The sequence below is a fragment of the Myroides gitamensis genome (genome assembly GCF_029894455.1).
In the GTDB taxonomy this organism is placed as follows: domain Bacteria; phylum Bacteroidota; class Bacteroidia; order Flavobacteriales; family Flavobacteriaceae; genus Flavobacterium; species Flavobacterium odoratum.
Map to the genome: position 1 here is coordinate 2,571,741 of NZ_JARYHN010000001.1, position 20,552 is coordinate 2,592,292.

Sequence of the window (20,552 nt, forward strand, 5' to 3'; positions counted from 1 at the left end):
ACTTACCTTAACTTTTAAAAAATAGTAAGCAGTGGTAAAGATAATAAGTCTAAATGAATTTTACTATCTTTATTTCATCAAGCCAGATACATTTAACATTTGATATTTATAGCATTTCTTCATGTTTACTTGTGTATTTGATTCAAAATCACCTTTAATTATATAAAATATATAAAATGAGCCTAGAGATTTTTAAAACTGACATCATTAATGGTTATAGTCATAAAAGTGATTTTATTACCATTGGCTGTGCAAATCTGGATCAAAAAATTGTTCCAGACACTTTTGTAAATCTACCCTTAAAAACATTAAATCGCCATGGTTTAATTGCTGGTGCAACGGGTACGGGAAAGACAAAAACAATACAAGTTTTATCGGAACAGCTCTCTGCCAAAGGGATTCCCGTGCTCATGATGGATATTAAAGGGGATTTTAGTGGTATTGCCGAACCAGGAACCTTGAATGATTTTATCAAAAATCGCCACGAACAAATGAATATTCCTTTTGAGCCCAGTGGGTTTCCTGTTGAGTTACTCACACTTTCAGAACAAAATGGTGTGCGTTTACGTGCAACTATCTCCGAATTTGGCCCTATATTACTGAGTCGAATACTCGAACTCAACGATACACAAAGCGGAATTGTTGCGATGTTATTCAAATATGCTGCGGACGAAAACCTGGAATTGTTCAATTTAAAAGACTTTAAACGAACTCTTCAATACCTAACAAACGAAGGCAAAAAAGAAATTGAAAGCGAATATGGTCAAATTTCTCCTGCTTCTATGAATGCTATTTTGAGAAAAGTCATTGAATTAGAGCAACAAGGAGCTGATTTATTCTTTGGAGAACCTTCATTTGATATTAGTGATTTGATGCGTTATGACGAGAATGGAAAGGGGTATGTCAATATTTTGCGCTTGACTGATATTCAGGACAAGCCTAAATTATTCTCTACTTTTATGTTGAATCTCTTGACTCAAGTTTACAATAAAATGCCAGAACAAGGGGATAGTGGTCAACCCGAATTAGTGATTTTCATTGACGAAGCGCATTTGATTTTCAATGAGGCAAGCAAAGCTTTATTAAGCCAAATTGAAACTATTGTTAAGTTAATTCGCTCGAAAGGAGTGGGAATTTACTTTATTACACAAAACCCAACGGATATTCCCAATGGTGTTTTGGCGCAATTAGGGCTAAAAATCCAGCATGCGCTACGTGCATTCACTGAAAAGGACAGAAAAGCAATTAAAGCGGCTTCGGAAAACTTCCCTTCTACCTCCTATTATACCACCAACGAAATTATCACACAGCTTGGAACAGGAGAAGCATTAGTCACAGCATTAAATGAAAAAGGAACGCCAACTCCTTTAGTTGTTTGCACCATGCGAGCACCGATGAGTAGAATGGATGTGCTTTCTGAAGGGGAAATTGTTGCTATTTTATCTCGTTCAAAATTAGTATCCAAATACAATCAAACGATAGATTCAGCCAGTGCTTTTGAAAAAATAGAAGAACGAGTTTCTGCCCAAAAAGACAAAGAGCAAGAAGAAACTCCAACGCCGAGATCTAGTTCCTCTTCTAAAAAAGAAGATAATACGGTTACGAAAAGTATCTTAAAGGTGGTAACAAGTGCTACTTTTATCAAAGGAGCCTTTAGTTTACTCAGTAAAGTAATGAATGGATCTAGTAGTTCTTCCAAATCAACACGAAATACTTCAACGAAAAAACGAAAATAGAGGATTAAAATCCTCTATTTTCGTTTATCAATTGTTTTAATTTCTCTTCTATTTCAGGGCTATCCCAAATAACTTCTATCTGTTCAGTTTCCATAATTACATCCATAATAGCGGCTTGTTCATCGCCAATTGCCAGAGCTTCTTGGTAACTTCCTTTACTAAACGTTACTCGATCATATAAAGGCAACCATAAATCCGGGTATTTTTTAGCGAACTTACTTTCTATTTTTTTGCGCAACAAAAACAAGGGATTTGCTGTTAGCTCACTCATTTCTCTAAAGTTGCGGTACGATAATTCGGCAATTGCATCAGTATTAACCTTACGAGAGTATTGATATTGATCTAATGCTTCCATCCAATTTTCTGGATTTTGCTGTAAACAATCCAATAAAACATCGACATCCTCTAACCCTGCATTAAGTCCTTGTCCATAAAAAGGTACAACGGCATGCGCAGCATCTCCAATCAACGCTACCTTATCTTTATATACCCAAGGGAAACAAGTGGTTGTAACAAGTGAATTTACTGGATTTGCAGTATACAATTCAACTAAATCCGGCATCAATTGCAATGCATCGGGAAAATAGGTTTGAAAAAAGGCTATCACTTGCTCTTGGGTTTTGATGGCCTCAAAAGACACTTCCCCTTGATAAGGCATAAATAATGTACAGGTAAACGAACCATCCATATTAGGTAAGGCGATTAACATGAAATCTTTTCTTGGCCAAATGTGGAAAGAATGCTCATCCATAGCAAAAACACCCGCTGCTTTTGCAGGAATCACCAATTCTTTATACCCAATAGGTAGATAGGATTGTTGGTATTCAAATCTACTGCGTCTTTGTAAGCAACTTCTCACTTTAGAATAGGCACCATCAGCTCCAAAAACCACATCGTGTTGAATCTCTTTCCATTCTTGATATTCAGATTCACTCGTATACAGCACACCTCTTTTGGTATCAACACTCCAAATCGGCGTATTGAATACAAACTGAACCCCTACTTCTTCTGCCCATTCTACTAATTTCTTATTTAATCCACCACGAGAAACAGCCCAAATAGCTTCACCGTGAATTCCATAGGGTTGGTGTTCTTCTCGATTAACATGGTGAATTGCGCGTTGGTGCATTGGGATTCCAAACTGACGAACCTTCTCTTCCAGTCCGACGCGCTTCAACATTTTCCATCCGCGCTCAGAAAGAGCTAAATTAATTGAACGTCCTGAAAAATCTATGGTGCGAATATCATCTCCTTTTTCATACACAAACACTTGATGTCCTTCTTGTTTTAGCGCAATCGCCAACACAGTTCCTACCAAACCACTCCCTACAATTGCAATACTTTTCCCCATATCCCCTTTCAATATTTGAATCTTTAATATAATTACCTAATTAATATTTGAATAGTGTTTTTAGCTCTCCGTATTATCGACTACTTTTAAACTACACTCTTAACAGTAATGAAAAATTTAATTTGGATTATCGTTATTCTCCTGACAGGTTGTTGGTATATCTGTCAGTTTGTTTTTGATTTCGGTGGTTTGTACGTCTATAGCTTACTTACATTAGCCATCATTTTAACCTTAATCAACTTCTTTGTAAAAGAAAATCAAAAAAAATAATCCCTTTAAAAGGGATTATTTTTTTATTTCTCAAATGTTAATTCCTTTCCTACTGCCAATCCTTGTGATTTTGCGAATGCTCCACACATATGGAACAAGAGTCTTGCTCCAACGTTTCCATCCCAATCATCTTCTCCTGGCGCAACTTCTACTAAATCCATTCCAATAATTTCTTTATTGGTTTCCGAAAGTCTAGTAATTAAATACGTCGCTTGCTCAAACGTCAATCCTCCTGGTACTGGTGTACCGGTGTTAGGACAATACCAAGGCAACAACGCATCAATATCAAAACTAATCACTACTTTTTGTGGTAGAGAAGCTATAATTTGATCACATTTTACTTTCCAGCTCATGCCTTCAAACTCATCTTTTTTCAAATCTGCATCCGTATGAACTAAAACGCGTCCTGAAGCTTTTACTACATCCACTTCTTGCTCACAGAAATCGCGAATCCCTACTTGAACAATTTTTTCAACTTGAGGTAATTTCAATGTATTGAACATAATAGAGGCATGCGAATACGTAAATCCTTCATAAGCATCTCTCAAATCCATATGCGCATCGAAATGTAAGATTCCGAAAGAATCGTGCTGTTTAGCCACAGCCTTATAATACCCTAATGGCGTACTATGATCTCCTCCTAACAATACAACGCGTTTTCCTTTGCTCATCCAGTCAGCCACTTTTGCTTCTACTTCTTTATGTAAAGTATCACATACTTGGTTAATGGTATTCAGGCTTTCTTGTAAAGTCGGGTGATCAGCTAAATCCTCTCCATTTTCTAAAGCTTCAATAATAGGTTGAGCTAACGTTTTGTATTGGGCACTTTGTTCTTGCCAATGTGCTGGTGCTTCATCAAAATAGATTCCCAACTTCCACAATTCAGGGTAGTTTTGGTGTAACAAGTCTACTTGGTAAGAAGCTTCCAAAATTGCTTCTGGTCCTTCTGATGCTCCTGCTCCATAACTTACTGTTACTTCCCAAGGCACAGGAACTACAATTATTTCACTTTCTTCTGCTGTAAAAGGCAAACCATAGATTGTTGCATCTGCTAACCCTGGTTGAGACGGATCAAAAGTCTCTATTTTTTGTTGCTTTGTTGACATATATTAAGCTGTTATTTTTCGCTGCAAATTTAAGAATTAAATCACAGTCGTACTATCAAAATTATTTTTGACTTAGAATCCCTTCTTTTAAGATTTGTCCAAACTGATACATATCTTCAAAACTAGTGTACAAAGGCACTGGCGCTAAGCGAATCACGTTTGGTTCTCTCCAGTCTACGATTACACCAGCCTCCATTAAATAGGTAAACATAGCGCGTCCTTCTCCATGTAATAAGATAGACAATTGGCTTGCGCGTTCACTTTGTTCTATTGGGGTGATAATTTCAAAATTCCCACCTACTTCAGCACCAATGGTATTGATGATAAATTCTAAATAAGCCGTAATTAAATTTCTCTTTTCAATTAACTTCGGCATACCAATTTCTGCAAACAGCTCTACTGAGGCTAAATATGGAGCCAAAGTCAAGATTGGTAAATTACTAATTTGCCATCCATGTGCCCCTTCAATAGGATCGTAATTTGGTTCCATCAAAAAGCGTCTTTCTTTGTTGTGTCCCCACCATCCACCAAGGCGAACTAATTCTTTATTGGTATGATGTTTTTCATGGATAAAACAACCCGAAGCATTTCCAGGTCCTGAATTCATGTATTTATAACTACACCAAGCAGCGAAATCCGCATCCCAATCGTGTAATTCTAAGTTGATATTTCCAGCAGCATGAGCCAAATCCCATCCTACATAAGCGCCTTGTTGGTGTGCTTTTGCTGTGATGGTTTTCATATCTAATACTTGACCTGTATAATAATTTAAACCGCCCATTAGCACCAAAGCCAACTCATCTCCTACTTCTTCAATCTTCGCTAAAATATCTTCTAATCTAAAATTGTGTTCTCCAGGTCTGCGTTTTACCTCAACGATTACATCTTTAGGATCTAATCCGTGCCATTTCACTTGGGTTTGGATTAAATACTGATCGCTAGGAAATGCTTTTTCTTCACATAAAATCTTTACGCGCTTTCCTGAAGGTTTGTAAAACGTAGCCATCAACAAATGAAGGTTTACGGTTAACGTATTCATTACCGTAACTTCTGAAGGTTTTGCTCCTACAATTTTACTTAAAGGCTCACTAAATCTTTCGTGGTAATCCCACCAAGGTTTATTTGCATAAAAGTGTCCTTCTACTGCTAACTCCGCCCAATCCGTCATCACTTCATTTACATATTCTACCGCTCGTTTAGGCTGAAGTCCTAGTGAATTACCTGTAAAATAAATCACTTGTTTTCCTTTAACTTTAGGAAAGTTAAATTCACTTCTATAGTTTGATAAGGTATCTTTAGCATCAAGACTTTGAGCAAAAGCTAACGTATTCTCAATATTTCATGGTTTATAATTTTGGTTTTTGTAAATGTAGAATTTTTATCAATATTTCCACTATTTTCTACTTATAAAAAATCCCTTGCTGGAATAGCAAGGGATTTTTTATAGATATCTTAGTTTTTGTTGATTTTATAAGATCAACATTGCATCTCCGTAAGAATAGAATTTGTATCCTTCTTCTACCGCTTCTTTGTACGCTTTCATCATTAAATCATGACCACAGAAAGCAGAAATCATCATTAATAAAGTAGATTTTGGCATGTGGAAGTTTGTAATCATACAATCAGCAATACTAAAATCATAAGGAGGGAAGATAAATTTATTTGTCCATCCTCTATATGGATTTAGGGTTTGGCTTGATGAAACAGAACTTTCTAAAGCTCTCATACAAGTAGTACCAACAGCACATACTCTATGTTTTTCTTCTTTTGCATTATTTACAATATCACAAGCTTCTTGAGACACCACAAATTCTTCTGAATCCATTTTGTGTTTTGACAAGTCTTCTACTTCAACCGGATTGAATGTACCTAAACCAATATGTAGGGTGATTTCAGCAAATTTAATTCCGTTGATTTCTAAGCGTTTCATCAAGTGTTTAGAAAAGTGTAATCCTGCAGTTGGAGCAGCTACTGCACCTTCTTCTTTTGCATAAATCGTTTGGTAACGTTCTGCATCTTCTGGAACTACTTCTCTGTTGATGTATTTCGGGATTGGTGTTTCTCCTAATTCTTGTAGTTTCGTTCTGAACTCCTCGTATGAGCCATCATATAAAAAGCGCAACGTTCTACCTCTAGAAGTTGTATTATCGATAACTTCAGCAACTAATGAATCGTCTTCTCCAAAGTACAATTTATTTCCAATTCGAATCTTACGCGCAGGATCTACTAATACATCCCATAAACGTTGTTCTTCATTCAATTCGCGCAATAAGAAAACTTCGATTCTAGCACCCGTTTTTTCTTTATTCCCATAAAGACGTGCAGGAAATACTTTCGTATTGTTTAAAACCATTACATCACCTTCTCCAAAATAATCCACAACATCTTTGAATAATTTATGCTCGATCGTTCCCGTTTTACGGTCAATAACCATTAAACGAGCCTCATCTCTATTCTCAGCTGGAAACTCTGCCAATAATTCTTCTGGCAAATCAAAATTAAAGTTTGATAACTTCATGAAAACAATTTTAATTAGTTCAATAAAAAGAAGTCAGTTCTTTTTAAGTTTTACAAATATACGACCTTGAGATAGGGGTTGTCAAGTTTTTAGCCGTATTTTTTTCTATCTCACTTAGATTCAATAGCCTGAACACCAATTTTTCGGAGGTCATTCCAAAAGGCAGGATACGATTTACTGACAACTTCCGCTTCATTAATAAGTAAATCCATTTGCATCACAAGTGGTGCAAATGCCATAGCCATCCGATGATCTTGATAAGTATCGATAGCTGGTACTGTCGTGACTGTACTTCTATGCGCAGCCAATGTTAAACTATCTGCTGTAACTACCAGCTGCCCTCCTAGTTTAGCCAATTCGTTTTGCAAAGCCTCTAAACGGTCGGTTTCTTTGATTTTCAATGTATGTAAACCTTGTATATGACAAGCGATTCCCAAACCAAAACAACTGACCACTACTGTTTGAGCTAAATCAGGCGTGTCGTTAAAATCAGCTTCAAAAGTAGGTTGAACTTCTGCTCTTTTCGTTAATCGAATGTAATCATCAGTTTCAAAAACCGTTTCTACGCCAAGTTTTGCATAAATCGCAGGTAAGATAGAATCCCCTTGTAAGCTCACCTTTTTGTATTTCCCTAAGCGCAGTGTCGTACCTAGAGGAGACAAGGCAAGGAGAGAATAATAATAGGAAGCGGAAGACCAATCTGCTTCTACTGTAAAATGAGTTTGTTCGAGTTGAAGCGGAGGAAAAACAGTAACGGTTTGTCCTTCAAAAGAAGTTTGGGCTCCCAACTCTCTGAGCATGGCCAAGGTCATCTCAATATAGGGCCTTGAAGTTATCTCCCCTAAGAGCTGTAGGGTAATTCCTTTTTTTAAGCGCGTTCCAACAAGTAGTAATGCGGAAATATATTGGCTACTGATGGCAGCGGATATCTCCACAGTTCCACCCTCTGCTTCTATGCCATCAATACGCAAGGGTGGAAATCCTTCTTTGGCAGTATAGGTAATTTGAGCACCTAATGCACGTAATGCATCGACCAAAGGAGCGATAGGGCGATTGTGCATGCGTTCACTCCCTTCTAAAACCACCGTTTGCTTTTGGCATAAAGCAAAATAGGCGGTTAAAAAGCGCATAGCTGTTCCCGCATGATGCACGTCAACCACTGCTGTTTTATGTGCTAGCCCTTCTTGCATAGCCACCACATCATCCGAATCGGCTACATTCTCAACAACCAATTGAGGAAATAACTTTTGCAACAGCAACAAGCGATTACTTTCCGATTTACTTCCTGAAATGACAATGGTTTGTCCCGATATTATGGATGATTTTTGTAGGTGAACCTGCATAATGGTACGCTTTTATTTCAATTTTTCGTTGTTGTGATGACGATCATGATCTCTTTTTGTTTTTAGATCCATCTTCTTATCAAACGCTTCTTGTAAATTAACACCTGTTTGATTCGCTAAACACATCACCACAAAAATCACATCAGCTAATTCTTCTCCTAAATCTTTATTCTTATCGCTTTCTTTTTCAGATTGTTCGCCATAACGACGAGCGATAATTCGGGCTACTTCTCCTACTTCTTCCGTTAATTGGGCCATATTCGTCAATTCATTAAAGTAGCGAACTCCGTGTTCTTTGATCCAAGTATCAACGGCTAATTGTGCGTCTTGTATATTCATCTTTTGTGTGTTTTATAATTTTAATACGTTCTTTTCTTGTGATTGTATCGTTTGGTCAGCAAGCTATCTCAACCCAATACCTGCTCTACTTCTGCTTTTTAAATAATTTGTTTTTTACCCATTTTTCATAGACAACCATAAGGATGATGAAAATCACATAGCGAATTGCTACATTCTGCATACACAGGGGGTCTCCTTTTAAAGCACAAACAAAATCAGTGGCAATAAACCACGAAAATAAAATATAGATAACCGTGAATAGGCTAAATTTAATCAGTGTTGTTTTCATTATTCCTTATTTTGAGAATCGATGCAAATGGTTACAGGTCCATCGTTGAGCAAAGCTACTTTCATATCTGCACCAAATTTACCTGTTTGAACTTTTTTATTTAAATCACGAGAGACTTGAGCGACAAAATCTTCATACATCGGAATGGCGAAATCTGGTTTTGCGGCTTTAATATAAGAAGGTCGGTTTCCTTTTTTCGTCGAGGCATGTAAGGTAAACTGGCTTACAATAAGCACCTCTCCTTCGATATCAAGAACCGATTTATTCATTACCCCTTGTTCATCTTCAAAGATGCGCAAGTTCACCAATTTGCCCGAAAGCCATTCGATATCTTGTTTTGTATCTACCTCTTCTATTCCTACTAGCACCAGTAAACCTGTACCAATATTACTGATGATTGTTCCTTCTACAGTAACAGAAGCTTCTGTTACGCGTTGTATTACTATTCTCAATGTATTATTTTTTTACTGCTTCGTTTATTTTTTCCAATACAATGGATTGGTTCATTTTACTATTCATTTCTAAATAGAACGCACGCAATTCATTGTAATATTCTTTTGGAACAACCGTATTGGTCACGCGTAAAGTATAAGCAATTTGCAATTGGTTTGCATCTAGTTCCTTCACTTCATACGTCATGTTCATCCCTATTGTTTTATTTGTCAATATACCACTGTTAGCTAACTGCTTTACTTTATATCCTGCAGGCAGTTGGATTGTAACTTTATACATATCCATAAACGGATACATAAAGTAAACATCCGATTGTCTAGTTGCGCTAACAAATGGATTCTCTTTATCTCGATACAAGGCTAAAGGATTAAACCTCATCGTTTTTCCCTCTTCCTCAATCGTGGCAAAGTTAAACTTTCGCACTTGAAATGCCAGCTCAACCTCTCCTTGTTTTGGGGTTATTTTTCCATCATTTAAGAACAACTGTGGGCTACGAGCTTCAATATCACCACGGCTTCTATTGAGTGGACTCTCGCCATATCTCGTTTGAAAAGCCAAAGCTTCATAACGCGTTAAGGTACTATTCAATTGCCCAGCCACATGCCCTGACTCATCCAATTGTAAGGAAAATTCCTCTTGCTTGAATGAAAGCTGTTTAGGGGTTAAATCTATTTTAGTCACTGTAAATTCTTCTGTAATCATCCATCCAGTTCCATTTAAATCTTCAAATGGAAGTACGTTCAATTCAGCATTTGGCAGTATGCCATCTACCATATACAATTGATTCTCTATTTTAAATCCTACAATAACGTGATTCATAAAACGAGAAAACAACAAAGGTGCTTTACCATTTGATTGCGTACTTAAAACAATTGGTTCTGCATAAATTCCAACTGCACGCAAAGCGCCAATTAAAGCTAAATTAATATCTGCTCCATTTCCTACGCCTTGATTCATGGCTTTCTTTACTCCTTTTTCTGCCCAATAACCATACTGTTGATTCCACTTGATTTTACTTTGAACAAATGCAATCATTTGCGCCGCTTTTTCTAGCTCGCTTCCATCTACAATAGGAAAATCTTTCAATTGTTTAATCCAATACGAATCCAAACGCAGCTCACTGCCAAAATTTCTTCCTTTGTAAATTTCTTTAGCAACGGCAGCAGGTTCATGAGGAATCACCACAGAGGAACTCATGGGATATTGAAACTGAATTAAATCAAATCGAATGCTACTGACATTGTTTTGACTACTGTCCATGAAAGGTTCGTATTGAAAAGCAGGAATATTCACAGCGCTGTATTGCAAAATTGCTTCTTTGAATCGATACGAGGTTCCCCATCTTGATGAAGATAAGTTACGCGCATCTTGGGTAACTTCTTTTTTCTCATTTAAAGATAGATTCCCTGTAGTCGTTATCAAATAAGTCAGGTTATCTGGAATCTTAACGGTATAACTGCTTTTTAGTTTGGGAATATTTTCTTGAAAATACCAAACAGGGATAGTATCAATATTATCGATGACTTTGGTATAGGTATACTCAATGCGATCGCCTACTTGAATATCGTCCACTTTAATTTCTTTTAGATAGAAATCTTCTTCAACCTTTGTATTGGTTGCCTTGTCAATTACTACTACTTCTTCTTTCCCATTGACTATACGATATATTTTATAGGACTCAATAACGACTTCTTCTTTCGCAAATCGACCAAAATAAAAGGGAATTTGTAAACTAGCATGGCTAATTCCATCTTTTGTTTGGATCAAAACACTGCGTTTTACCGTTTGTTTAAGTTTGAATCCACTTTCTTCATGAAATTCATACTCTACTATGCCATCTTCATTCAACACAACAGCATCAGCCTGAGTTTTAAATATAGCATCAGGTGATTGTATGATATTGATTTCATTCAGCAATTGATTAGAGGTTTGTTGTGCTAACGCAGTACAACTTAAAATTCCAAAGGCAAATAGTACAACCTTATTCATCTCTTATACAGCTTTTATATTATCCTTTTTCAAAAATACAAAACTCCTTCTGTTTCTCTTGTGATTTTGGGGAGGATTTATCATAGAAGCCAAAATCTCATTTACTTCTTTTCGATTTTCATTTCTTATGTTATGAGATAGGCACTTTATTATCCAATTATACTCAAAAAACAAGTTCATCCTATTTCATATACTATTCCAATATCACCACTTTTTTTAACTATTCATTAACTTATCCCAATCCACTTTTACTCTAGTTTTACTCTATCACCTGAATAAAAAAGGGCGTTTTTTACGTCTCTACAATAAAAGAAAGTAGCCTCTCTTGTTCAGCTACTCTATTTCATTGAAATGTGTATATAGGTACTATTCAGGTGTGTTTTTTAGATTAATCGGCCGACTTTAATCCTCAGATCCATTAAATAAAGATAGCGCAGCTATTTCCTTATTTCTTCCGCAATGCATGTCCTAATAAATCAACTCTTTTGAGTGATTTGTTATTGCTTATGCATAACGATACTATTTATCATACCGTGTATCAACTCGCTCAATTCAAAACGAATTAGCTCAACAAAACAGACAAACATGAAACAGTTATATTTAATCGTCTTGGGGGTAATCGCTTTATGCACCGCTTGCCACTCAGATCAAGCAACTACAGACAGCGCCAATCCAGCGCAAACCGAGCCTACTATTTATGAGCACATCAGTGCTACCTATGAACAAAAACAACACGAACTCCCACATAAAGCAACGGCTGGTTTTTGGGATTGGTTAAAAAGAGTAGCTTCGGCTGATGCAAAAGCTGCTGCTGCTTATGCAGTTAAAAAAGGAATGAAAAGCGATTGGAAAGAAGCTTTGCTTATTGGTGCAGCAGCTTCTGTAGGAGAAGCAGTTACCATCAAAAAATCCATCCATGGAATTCAAAACACTGCTGAAGTAAAATCGTATCACGCCCTAGTCTTACCTAATATTCAGCAAATTAAAACGGCTGATTTTAGCGCTAACACAATGGATGATGCTGGATATTATCACTATGTATTAGTGAACGAAGTACTCAAAGATTCCACGCTTTCGGCAATTCCTTCCAATGAGTTATTCACTATGTTATATGATAAGATTTACCAGCAAGCTGAGCAATTAGGATTACAGGCATCCTATGAAAAAGAAGCGGCTGTTGCCTTACTAGAAAAAATAAATCAATTAGATGACAATGAAAATGATACGTATTATGCCACCCTTTATCCGTTTGAAAATAAAGAAGACTTAGCCCATTTTAAACCAATTGCTAAAATCTATACCACTACTTTTTTCCGACTCAATAATACCGCTCTTTTTACCGCTTATTCTAAAGAAATGGAGACTGCTGTACTAGCAGACGCAACCTTATCTCAACACGTAAAGGACGTTTTATTGCTGGAAATGGCCACCTATCGCTTTGGTAATACCTACTATTTTTCTGAATTTTAAATATTTTTTTTGTTATTAAAAAAAAGGAGCCGTTTCAAGATTTTGAAGCGGCTCCTTTGTTATTTTTATTCTATAAAGAATATTACTTATATCTTTTTAAAGATGATTTGATCTTCCAATTTATTCACCAGTTTCTCATAAAAATCTTTGACTTTATTATAGTTCGATGGTTCTATCGTGAGAAGTGATCTAGAGAACTCTAAACTACAATGTAGCGTATTGTCTTCCCTTTCTACTTTATAAACTGCTTTTAATCCTACAGTAGCATCTACTAATTCTAACGTCTTAGGTAAATATTCTACTTCATACCCCATAGGAACCTTCACTGTCACTTTGTACAAATCAATTTTTGGAAATGTAAACGATATTGGCATTGTACGTACCTCCGATTTAAAAGGATTGGATTTTAAATCATAAAACTGCATGGGATTCAAGTACAACTCATTACCTATTTTTGAAGCAAACTTTGGTTTTTCAAAGGAAAAACGAAGATTGAGGTCTTTACTTACGTCTTCTCTATTGTATACTTTTATGTTTTTAATATTCATATTCTCATAGGATTGTTCAAATTCACTGATAATTTGTTCATCGCTCTGATCTTGAACATTAATTCTTCCTAAATAAGCCATATAATCTTTGTACGAAAAAAGTGCCTGCCCTAATCCTAACTCCACATCATCATTATTCCAATTTAGTACAAAGTTTTCTGATGAAATGGAATGAAAATTAGGTTTCATATCTACTTTACCGTACCCTCCATTTTTATTAATTATAACTCCTATCCAGTTTAAGTTTCGAATGGGTATAATATTAGTACTCGTATATTTACTTGTACCATCTAGTAAGTAAACAACTTTATTTAGCTCAACACTACTCACTACACCATTAAATGAAGTTTTTTGAAGAGATAAGTCTGTTCCGTTGTTTATTGTACTGACCAAAATTGGATTAGCTGTTAAACCAACATATCGCAACATACTAGTTAGCATTAAATTGATTTCCGCAACATTCCCTGTTTTATTTTCAAATGCTTTCTTTACTCCATCATTCGTATAATACCCTTGTTTCTCATTCCATGAGATGTTCTCCTTAACAAAAGTCAATACTTTATTTAACTTCTCTTCATCTGTCAACCCTTTATAGCTAGCTAAGTCAATGGCCTTTTCGAAGTATTTTGTCTGTTCCAATTGATTCTTAAAACTGCCATTCTCATAGATGCTTTTAATTAAATCATCCTCACTTAAAGAAATAACTTTCGGGCTTTGATTTGGATAATTAATCATACTTAAATCGAACTGTATACTTCCTCGATAATTTTCCATATTGTCGATATAAGGCTCACTTTTTATAGGTGGAACATTAGTAACAGTATAGTTCTGTACCGTTTCTTGTAAACTAACTTCTTGGAACGGATGTGTATTGGTGACACGAATCTTTTTTGTTTCCGTTTTATTACTCCTTACTATATTAACATCTCCCCTTAATCGATTAGTATATACCAAATATTCAGGTATTCTTACTTCATAACTTGATTTGCGAATTGGAATGTTTCTTTGAAAGTACCAAGCTGGAATTATATTAAAATAATCACTTGTAATGGTGTATTTATATTCCACAATACTGCCTTCTTTAACATCGGGAATTATGACTTGTTTCTTCTTCCAATTTTCATTCGTTTTATCATCGAAAATCGCATTGGATTTTAATTTACTTTTTTCGATTTTTCCATCTTTCTCATTATACGTAAATACTTGATCTATTTTCACTTGTTCAATCACTCCCTTACCAGTATAATAAGGTACACTTAAATCAACATAAGATATTCCTTCTTTTGTATATACTTTTATTTTTCGGCTTACCACTTGATTCATTTTAAACCCAACACTAGGAATGTAATCAAAATACACTTTTCCTTCCTCATTTAAAATGGTGGCATCTGCTTCTGGATTGACTAAATCTTTTTCTTCTCTAAGTTCCTCTAACGTTACTTTTCCTAAGAAATCTTGACCGAATACAAGAATAGGACTTCCTAAAACTAGTAACAATAAAATTATTTTTTTCATCTCTTATTTCTGTTGTTTCAAAACTATTTTAAGCTGATCCGCTTGATTTACCTTTTCTCTAAATTCTTTATACGCCCCATATTCCTCCTTGGTGTAGATTCCTCCTATATTATGTAAGCTTCTTTGGTATTTCAATTGGTTATTTTCATAGTTAAATTGTACGATATAGTCTCCAAATTTGCTTTTAATCTCAATATCTTCAGGTACAACATCCAATATATAACCTTCTGGAATTATTATTTCAACTTGATCCAAGTCTTGCCAATCTGTTTTCAAGTAAAACGGAGTAACTCTATTTCTTGCATTGGTCAACGTGGATGAAACTGTATTCCAATTTCCTAAAGCTAGCACTAGTCGATTTCCTAATTTCTGAGCATATTTATCCGTTTTAAACGTAAAAAACTCTTTGTATAACGTATTCTCACTATCTAACGCTACATTCAGTGTAGAAAATTGAATGTTTTTAAAATCTGAAAACAAACGCTTGTATAGTTTTTCTTTTTCTTTTGAATCTAATGTATACGTAAAAAATCTGTTGTCGAATTGTACGCCAGATGATTCAATTTTAATATCTACAAGTGCATTACCTTCTTGATCTAATGTCAATACTGTATTACTTTTTTGAAGACTTTCTGCATAGCTATATTTCTTCGTCTGAACTAGCTCACTCCCTTTTTCCTTTACAACTAATACATTTCGATTATCTGTAAATCCCCCAATAAAACCAAAAGGAGCTTTTTGACTCGTACATTCAATCCATTGATACCCATTTTCCACAGGCAAAGCCAAAATCATGTGATTTCCTTGTAAACAAACGGACTCACTTTCTATATCTATAGGTGTAGAAGATCCATAAAGAAGAACAGGATACGTTTCTACTCCAACCTCTTTTAACATTGCTCGCAAATAATTCGTCAAACCTTTGCAATCACCATATCCTAAAGCATCGACCTCTTTTGCATGCATAGGTTGCCACCCTCCAATTCCCAATTGAATACTAATGTATCGAGTTTTACTCTGCATGTATGCATATAAAATCTTCGCTTTTTCAATTGGATCATCCACCCCTTTAACTAGCTCTTGAACTTTTGCTTTTGTTGCTGGAGATAACGTTTCTGTTCCTTTGACTAAATTGGCATAATACCAATTTCCTAATTCTTCCCAGTTTGAGAATGAACCCGCTACCTGTTCAAGATTAACCTGATCTAAAGAAAAAATTCCCTTTGGAATAAATCGCTGGAAATTAGGAGATAGACTTTCATCTAATAAAGCAGGAAAATTTTGTAAAGTATACTGAACAGCAGTAGTTTCCCTCTTTTCTTCTATGGGATAGAAACCTTCGTTGTATATTTTGGAATTGAGCTTTAATGTAGCTGGTACTTCAATCGAAAACTTAGATACTAAAACAGATTGCCCGTACGTTTGAATCGGGTACCACTTGGGAAGAAATGCAGTATTTTTAGATTCTACTTCACTTTCAAACACAAAGATAACGGGATATTTTGACGGTTTAAAATCAAGGCTTAACAAACGACTGTCTGAAATACTCACCCCTTGATTAAGTGAATAATCTTTAAAATCACTTTTTTTGAATGTACGTTGAAGATTTCCACCATCATCATACATTGACACTCGGATATTTTTGATTTTCCTACTTTTACTGGTATAGTATTCATCAAAATTAAGATCACCCAATCCTTTTTCATTGAGGACCGTGATTGTTTTTTTTGTGTTCACAGTAAACCGATCATAAGACAACACTTTCACTGCTACCAATTCTTCATTAATCACGGAGAAGGCATGTTGTTTTAATTTTTCTGGTATTTCATTTACTGGAATATTCTTTTGTGCAAATAGACAAGACGGCATTAATAAAAGCCAAAGAAAGAGACGCATAATAACATTTACATTTAAGCCGCAAATATAACTGTTAATTTTTACTTTATATTAACTAAAACTATCTAAAAAAACACAAAACAAAGATAGATTTCTTTTAAAAGAAGTTATATACCCTTTACTTCTACTCTTTTTCATCTTATTAATTAAAAATGAAACAAAAAAAAAACCAAGATTATTCTTCTTGGTTTCTTCCGTCTTTATAAATATCTGTACGATAATGTTCTTCTTCTCCATCTAAAATTTGGATGTAGGATTTGTAACGCGACCAAGCCAATTCATCTCGATCTAAAGCGTCTTTTACTGCACAATGTGGCTCTTCTCGATGCAAACAGTTATTGAATTTACACTGATCTTTTAAGGCAAAAAATTCAGGGAAATAATCTCCTACTTCTTGAGGTGCCATATCAACAACACCAAATCCACGAATTCCAGGCGTATCTATAATCGCCGCATCGAACGTTAAGTCAAACATCTCAGCAAACGTAGTAGTATGTTGCCCTTGTTGATGTTGTTCCGAGATTTGTGCCGTTTTCAGGTTTAATCCAGGTTCAATCGCATTAATCAACGTTGATTTTCCAACCCCTGAATGCCCAGAGAACATCGATACCTTGCCAATCATGCGTTCTTTAATCGCATCTATTCCTTTTGATTCTAATGCAGATACACGCAAACACTCATATCCAATTTGAGAATAGATGTATTGCAAATACAATTGTTCATCTAATGCATCTTCTGAATAGGTATCAATCTTATTGAAAACTAAAACAGTTTTAATTCCATACGCTTCTGCCGTAACCAAAAAACGGTCAATAAAACTCGTTGTAGTCACGGGATTATCAATCGTAACAATTAAGAACATCGTATCGATATTCGAAGCGATGATATGTACTTGTTTAGATAAGTTTACCGATTTACGCACAATATAATTCATACGAGGCGCAATCTCGTGAATCACCCCAGTAGTTGCATCATTGGTTGTTTCTAATTCAAAAATAACATGATCACCTACTGCAAGGGGATTCGTACTTTTGATTCCCTTAATACGAAACTTTCCCTTGATGCGGCAATTGTAAAATTGCCCATCTTCACCTTTTACAAGATACCAGCTACCTGTTGATTTATAAACTGTTCCTTTCATAGGGCAAATATATTTTAAAATCCAGCTAAAAAAAAGAGACTAGGTAGAAAAATACCTAGTCTAATTCTGCTGTATTATTCACTTTCTTTTTTACTCTTCTTTTCTATTAATTACCTGATCCTGACGGTAAATACTCTCTTGGTGGATGGCATTGTAAATGGTGCGAATAAACTCATCCGTAAATCCGAGGTGTTCTCCCTCTTTCATCATTTTTTCCACAATACTATTCCATCGTTCTTGTTGAAAAACAGCAACATTTTTGTCGCGTTTCAGCGAACCGATTGCATCGGAAATCATCATTCTCTTTTTCAACAGATCTAATATTTTACTATCCATATCGTCAATCTGAATGCGATAGGTTTGTAATTTCTGTAGGTATTCCTCCGTATCATCTGTGATATTGCGCAGTTTCAAGGCTTGCACAATGGTTTTCAGCTGTTCCGGGGTCACTTGTTGAGCGGCATCACTCCACGCTTTATCAGGATTGCAATGCGTTTCAATCATCAATCCATCGAAATTCAAATCCAACGCCAACTGAGAAACCGCTAAAATGCGACCGCGTCGTCCTGTAATATGGGAAGGATCACAGAAAATAGGAATATGAGGCAATTCTGATTTAATATCTAAAGGAATCTGCCATTCCGGTATATTTCTATATTTTGTTTTTTCATAAGTACTGAATCCACGGTGAATCAGACCTAGCTTCTTGATATTTGCTTTTTCCAATCGTTCTAATCCGCCCATCCATAAAGATAAGTCTGGATTAATCGGATTCTTCAGCATGACGATTTTGTCCGTTCCCCTTAAGGCATCTGCTATTTCTTGTACAGAAAAAGGATTCACAGCAGTACGAGCACCAATCCACAAGATATCGATATCGTTTTGCAAACACAAATCGACATGTTCTGCTGTTGCTACTTCTGTTGCTAACAACAATCCTGTTTCTTCTTTTACCTGTCGCATCCAGTCTAAACCAATTGCTCCTACTCCTTCAAATCCACCTGGCTTCGTTCTTGGTTTCCAAATTCCCGCACGAAATACTTTAACCTCTTGAGGCAAAGAGTGAGCGATTTGCAACAATTGTTCCGGTGTTTCAGCACTACAGGGACCTGCTATAATTGCAGGGGCTTGACCTTGAAAAGCAGTTAACCAATCTTTACTCATTTCTTACAATTTCATTTGATGCAAATTTACGAGTTATATTCTATAAAATGGGATTTAATCCAAAATGATAAAAGGTAAAAACCAGATAAAGCTCTTTTTGTTCTTTGTTTTTTATAATAATTAATACATTTACTTTTCATCAAAAAATTCAACCTTAATGTCATTATTAACTTTTATCTTAATTATGTTTCTAGGTGCCTTTGCAGCTGGTTTTATCGGCTCATTATCAGGACTTGGAGGCGGTATTATTATAATCCCTTTACTTTCTGTTTTCCTCGGTGTTGACATGCATTACGCCATCGGAACAGCTTTAGTAGCCGTAATTGCAACCTCATCAGGTTCTGCATCGGCCTATGTTAGAGAAGGGATTACCAACATGCGATTGGGGATGTTCCTCGAAATTGCCACAACCATTGGCGCTGTAGTAGGTGCACTTATCTCAACCAATGCCCCTACTTCTTTACTCGCTATTATTTTTGGAGCTACTTTAATTTTTTCTTCTCTTAATTCGATTCGCAAAAAAGAAGACCACCTTATTCTACCAGAACAAGGCAGTACTTTAGCGAAAAAACTCAAACTAGCAGGCAATTACCCTACAACTAGTGGTGAAAAAGTACACTATAGCATGACTAATATTCTTGGTGGATTTAGCATGATGGGCGTTGCAGGCATGATGTCAGGTTTATTAGGTATTGGATCTGGCGCCTTTAAAGTAATTGCAATGGATACCATCATGAAGGTTCCCTTCAAAGTATCTACCACAACGAGTAATTTTATGATGGGAGTTACAGCTATTTCTAGTTCGGTTATCTATATTCAAAAGGGGTATATTGAACCATCCATCTGTATGCCTGTTATTATAGGAGTATTAATTGGTTCTATGGTTGGAGCGAAAGTACTAATGAAAGCCAACACCAAAAAACTCAAATTGTTTTTTGCGGTACTTATTTTCATTATCGCCTTGAACATGATTTACAACGGAATTACAGGAAAAATTTAAAGCCAAAACTATGAGTACAACTAAATTTACAGATAATCAATTACAAAGTATCATCGGAAATGTGTTGCGTTATGGCGTATTAAGTGCTTTAACCGTAACACTGCTAGGTGGAATTATTCTGTTAGCAAAAGATTCCCAACAAGTCGTTTCTTTCTCAACGTTTGTTGAAAAAGATCAAAATCTATTTGTTGTTTTTAAAACCATCTTTCAAGGGGTCAAGGATTGGAACGGAGAGTCGATTATTTTCTTGGGCATTTTGCTCTTGTTTTTAACACCCGCTCTGCGTTTACTCTTATCGCTCTTTTCTTTTATCCTCGAAAAAGACGCGATGTATGTTGTGATTACCCTAATTGTAATTGCGGTTATCATTCTTAGCGTGTCCTTCGGATTTTCTCATTAATTTACCTACATTTGTTTTTACTAA

Annotated in this window: 18 protein-coding genes; 5 read left to right on the plus strand and 13 right to left on the minus strand. The window is 35.7% G+C overall.

The genetic code is table 11. From position 1 onward, the window contains the following. Nucleotides 1-176: 176 nt before the first annotated feature. Nucleotides 177-1,736: a helicase HerA-like domain-containing protein gene (locus M2306_RS11395; RefSeq protein WP_259187810.1), complete on the plus strand. Its 1,560-nt coding sequence runs from the start codon at nt 177-179 to the stop codon at nt 1,734-1,736. Nucleotides 1,737-1,740: 4 nt separating this feature from the next. Here M2306_RS11395 and M2306_RS11400 read toward each other — a convergent pair whose 3' ends face one another. Beyond that, nucleotides 1,741-3,087 carry an FAD-dependent oxidoreductase gene (locus M2306_RS11400; RefSeq protein WP_259187809.1) on the minus strand — a complete coding sequence of 449 codons (1,347 nt, stop codon included), beginning with the start codon at nt 3,085-3,087 and terminating at the stop codon, nt 1,741-1,743. A gap of 108 nt (nt 3,088-3,195) precedes the next feature. Between M2306_RS11400 and M2306_RS11405 the strand changes: the two genes are divergently transcribed. Then, nucleotides 3,196-3,357, plus strand: a complete 162-nt coding sequence (locus M2306_RS11405; RefSeq protein WP_002990098.1) for a hypothetical protein — start codon at nt 3,196-3,198, stop codon at nt 3,355-3,357. A gap of 23 nt (nt 3,358-3,380) precedes the next feature. Here M2306_RS11405 and M2306_RS11410 read toward each other — a convergent pair whose 3' ends face one another. From M2306_RS11410 to M2306_RS11445, 8 genes are all read right to left on the minus strand, one after another. Continuing rightward, entirely contained in the window at nt 3,381-4,463 is a 1,083-nt protein-coding gene (locus tag M2306_RS11410) for an agmatinase family protein (protein ID WP_259187808.1), read from the minus strand. Between the two features lie 61 nt (nt 4,464-4,524). After that, on the minus strand, nt 4,525-5,799 hold the full coding sequence (gene kynU, locus M2306_RS11415) for a kynureninase (protein ID WP_498882917.1): 1,275 nt from the start codon (nt 5,797-5,799) through the stop codon (nt 4,525-4,527). A 132-nt stretch (nt 5,800-5,931) separates the two neighbouring features. Then, complete coding sequence (gene queA / locus M2306_RS11420) at nt 5,932-6,981, minus strand: tRNA preQ1(34) S-adenosylmethionine ribosyltransferase-isomerase QueA (protein ID WP_002990093.1); 1,050 nt, start codon at nt 6,979-6,981, stop codon at nt 5,932-5,934. Nucleotides 6,982-7,091: 110 nt separating this feature from the next. Then, complete coding sequence (locus M2306_RS11425) at nt 7,092-8,324, minus strand: 3-phosphoshikimate 1-carboxyvinyltransferase (RefSeq protein ID WP_259187804.1); 1,233 nt, start codon at nt 8,322-8,324, stop codon at nt 7,092-7,094. Between the two features lie 12 nt (nt 8,325-8,336). Beyond that, nucleotides 8,337-8,663, minus strand: a complete 327-nt coding sequence (locus tag M2306_RS11430) for a nucleotide pyrophosphohydrolase (RefSeq protein ID WP_002990089.1) — start codon at nt 8,661-8,663, stop codon at nt 8,337-8,339. 85 nt (nt 8,664-8,748) lie between these two features. Next, nucleotides 8,749-8,952 (minus strand): hypothetical protein, encoded by a 204-nt coding sequence (locus M2306_RS11435; RefSeq protein ID WP_115092528.1) that lies wholly within the window; start codon nt 8,950-8,952, stop codon nt 8,749-8,751. Then, the gene (gene dtd / locus M2306_RS11440) at nt 8,952-9,404 is read right to left on the minus strand and encodes a D-aminoacyl-tRNA deacylase (RefSeq protein WP_259187801.1); all 453 of its coding nucleotides are present in this window, start codon (nt 9,402-9,404) and stop codon (nt 8,952-8,954) included. Before dtd ends, M2306_RS11435 begins: the two co-directional genes overlap by 1 nt. A 4-nt stretch (nt 9,405-9,408) precedes the next feature. After that, nucleotides 9,409-11,394, minus strand: a complete 1,986-nt coding sequence (locus M2306_RS11445) for a DUF3858 domain-containing protein (protein WP_259187800.1) — start codon at nt 11,392-11,394, stop codon at nt 9,409-9,411. Nucleotides 11,395-11,979: 585 nt separating this feature from the next. Here M2306_RS11445 and M2306_RS11450 point away from each other — a divergent pair. Next, nucleotides 11,980-12,864 carry a hypothetical protein gene (locus M2306_RS11450; protein ID WP_259187799.1) on the plus strand — a complete coding sequence of 295 codons (885 nt, stop codon included), beginning with the start codon at nt 11,980-11,982 and terminating at the stop codon, nt 12,862-12,864. Nucleotides 12,865-12,950: 86 nt separating this feature from the next. Here M2306_RS11450 and M2306_RS11455 read toward each other — a convergent pair whose 3' ends face one another. The 4 genes from M2306_RS11455 to M2306_RS11470 form a co-directional block, all read right to left on the minus strand. Then, on the minus strand, nt 12,951-14,927 hold the full coding sequence (locus tag M2306_RS11455) for a DUF3857 domain-containing protein (RefSeq protein ID WP_259187798.1): 1,977 nt from the start codon (nt 14,925-14,927) through the stop codon (nt 12,951-12,953). A 3-nt stretch (nt 14,928-14,930) separates the two neighbouring features. Further along, entirely contained in the window at nt 14,931-16,823 is a 1,893-nt protein-coding gene (locus M2306_RS11460) for a transglutaminase family protein (protein ID WP_259187797.1), read from the minus strand. Nucleotides 16,824-16,998: 175 nt separating this feature from the next. Next, entirely contained in the window at nt 16,999-17,964 is a 966-nt protein-coding gene (gene rsgA / locus M2306_RS11465; RefSeq protein ID WP_115092522.1) for a ribosome small subunit-dependent GTPase A, read from the minus strand. A gap of 90 nt (nt 17,965-18,054) precedes the next feature. Next, nucleotides 18,055-19,128 (minus strand): chorismate mutase, encoded by a 1,074-nt coding sequence (locus M2306_RS11470; RefSeq protein ID WP_259187796.1) that lies wholly within the window; start codon nt 19,126-19,128, stop codon nt 18,055-18,057. Between the two features lie 157 nt (nt 19,129-19,285). On the opposite strand from M2306_RS11470, the gene M2306_RS11475 reads away from it, so the two are divergent. Continuing rightward, nucleotides 19,286-20,128 carry a sulfite exporter TauE/SafE family protein gene (locus M2306_RS11475; RefSeq protein WP_259187795.1) on the plus strand — a complete coding sequence of 281 codons (843 nt, stop codon included), beginning with the start codon at nt 19,286-19,288 and terminating at the stop codon, nt 20,126-20,128. Nucleotides 20,129-20,138: 10 nt separating this feature from the next. After that, the gene (locus tag M2306_RS11480; protein WP_115092519.1) at nt 20,139-20,528 is read left to right on the plus strand and encodes a DUF1634 domain-containing protein; all 390 of its coding nucleotides are present in this window, start codon (nt 20,139-20,141) and stop codon (nt 20,526-20,528) included. Nucleotides 20,529-20,552 lie beyond the last annotated feature (24 nt).

What these genes read in the sequence shown, in the direction of transcription:
- M2306_RS11395 (WP_259187810.1), top strand. Translation starts at nt 177, where the DNA reads ATGAGCCTAGAGATTTTTAAAACTGACATCATTAATGGTTATAGTCAT.
- M2306_RS11400 (WP_259187809.1), bottom strand. Translation starts at nt 3,087, where the DNA reads ATGGGGAAAAGTATTGCAATTGTAGGGAGTGGTTTGGTAGGAACTGTG.
- M2306_RS11405 (WP_002990098.1), top strand. Translation starts at nt 3,196, where the DNA reads ATGAAAAATTTAATTTGGATTATCGTTATTCTCCTGACAGGTTGTTGG.
- M2306_RS11410 (WP_259187808.1), bottom strand. Translation starts at nt 4,463, where the DNA reads ATGTCAACAAAGCAACAAAAAATAGAGACTTTTGATCCGTCTCAACCA.
- queA (WP_002990093.1), bottom strand. Translation starts at nt 6,981, where the DNA reads ATGAAGTTATCAAACTTTAATTTTGATTTGCCAGAAGAATTATTGGCA.
- M2306_RS11425 (WP_259187804.1), bottom strand. Translation starts at nt 8,324, where the DNA reads ATGCAGGTTCACCTACAAAAATCATCCATAATATCGGGACAAACCATT.
- M2306_RS11430 (WP_002990089.1), bottom strand. Translation starts at nt 8,663, where the DNA reads ATGAATATACAAGACGCACAATTAGCCGTTGATACTTGGATCAAAGAA.
- M2306_RS11435 (WP_115092528.1), bottom strand. Translation starts at nt 8,952, where the DNA reads ATGAAAACAACACTGATTAAATTTAGCCTATTCACGGTTATCTATATT.
- M2306_RS11445 (WP_259187800.1), bottom strand. Translation starts at nt 11,394, where the DNA reads ATGAATAAGGTTGTACTATTTGCCTTTGGAATTTTAAGTTGTACTGCG.
- M2306_RS11450 (WP_259187799.1), top strand. Translation starts at nt 11,980, where the DNA reads ATGAAACAGTTATATTTAATCGTCTTGGGGGTAATCGCTTTATGCACC.
- M2306_RS11455 (WP_259187798.1), bottom strand. Translation starts at nt 14,927, where the DNA reads ATGAAAAAAATAATTTTATTGTTACTAGTTTTAGGAAGTCCTATTCTT.
- M2306_RS11460 (WP_259187797.1), bottom strand. Translation starts at nt 16,823, where the DNA reads ATGCGTCTCTTTCTTTGGCTTTTATTAATGCCGTCTTGTCTATTTGCA.
- rsgA (WP_115092522.1), bottom strand. Translation starts at nt 17,964, where the DNA reads ATGAAAGGAACAGTTTATAAATCAACAGGTAGCTGGTATCTTGTAAAA.
- M2306_RS11470 (WP_259187796.1), bottom strand. Translation starts at nt 19,128, where the DNA reads ATGAGTAAAGATTGGTTAACTGCTTTTCAAGGTCAAGCCCCTGCAATT.
- M2306_RS11475 (WP_259187795.1), top strand. Translation starts at nt 19,286, where the DNA reads ATGTCATTATTAACTTTTATCTTAATTATGTTTCTAGGTGCCTTTGCA.
- M2306_RS11480 (WP_115092519.1), top strand. Translation starts at nt 20,139, where the DNA reads ATGAGTACAACTAAATTTACAGATAATCAATTACAAAGTATCATCGGA.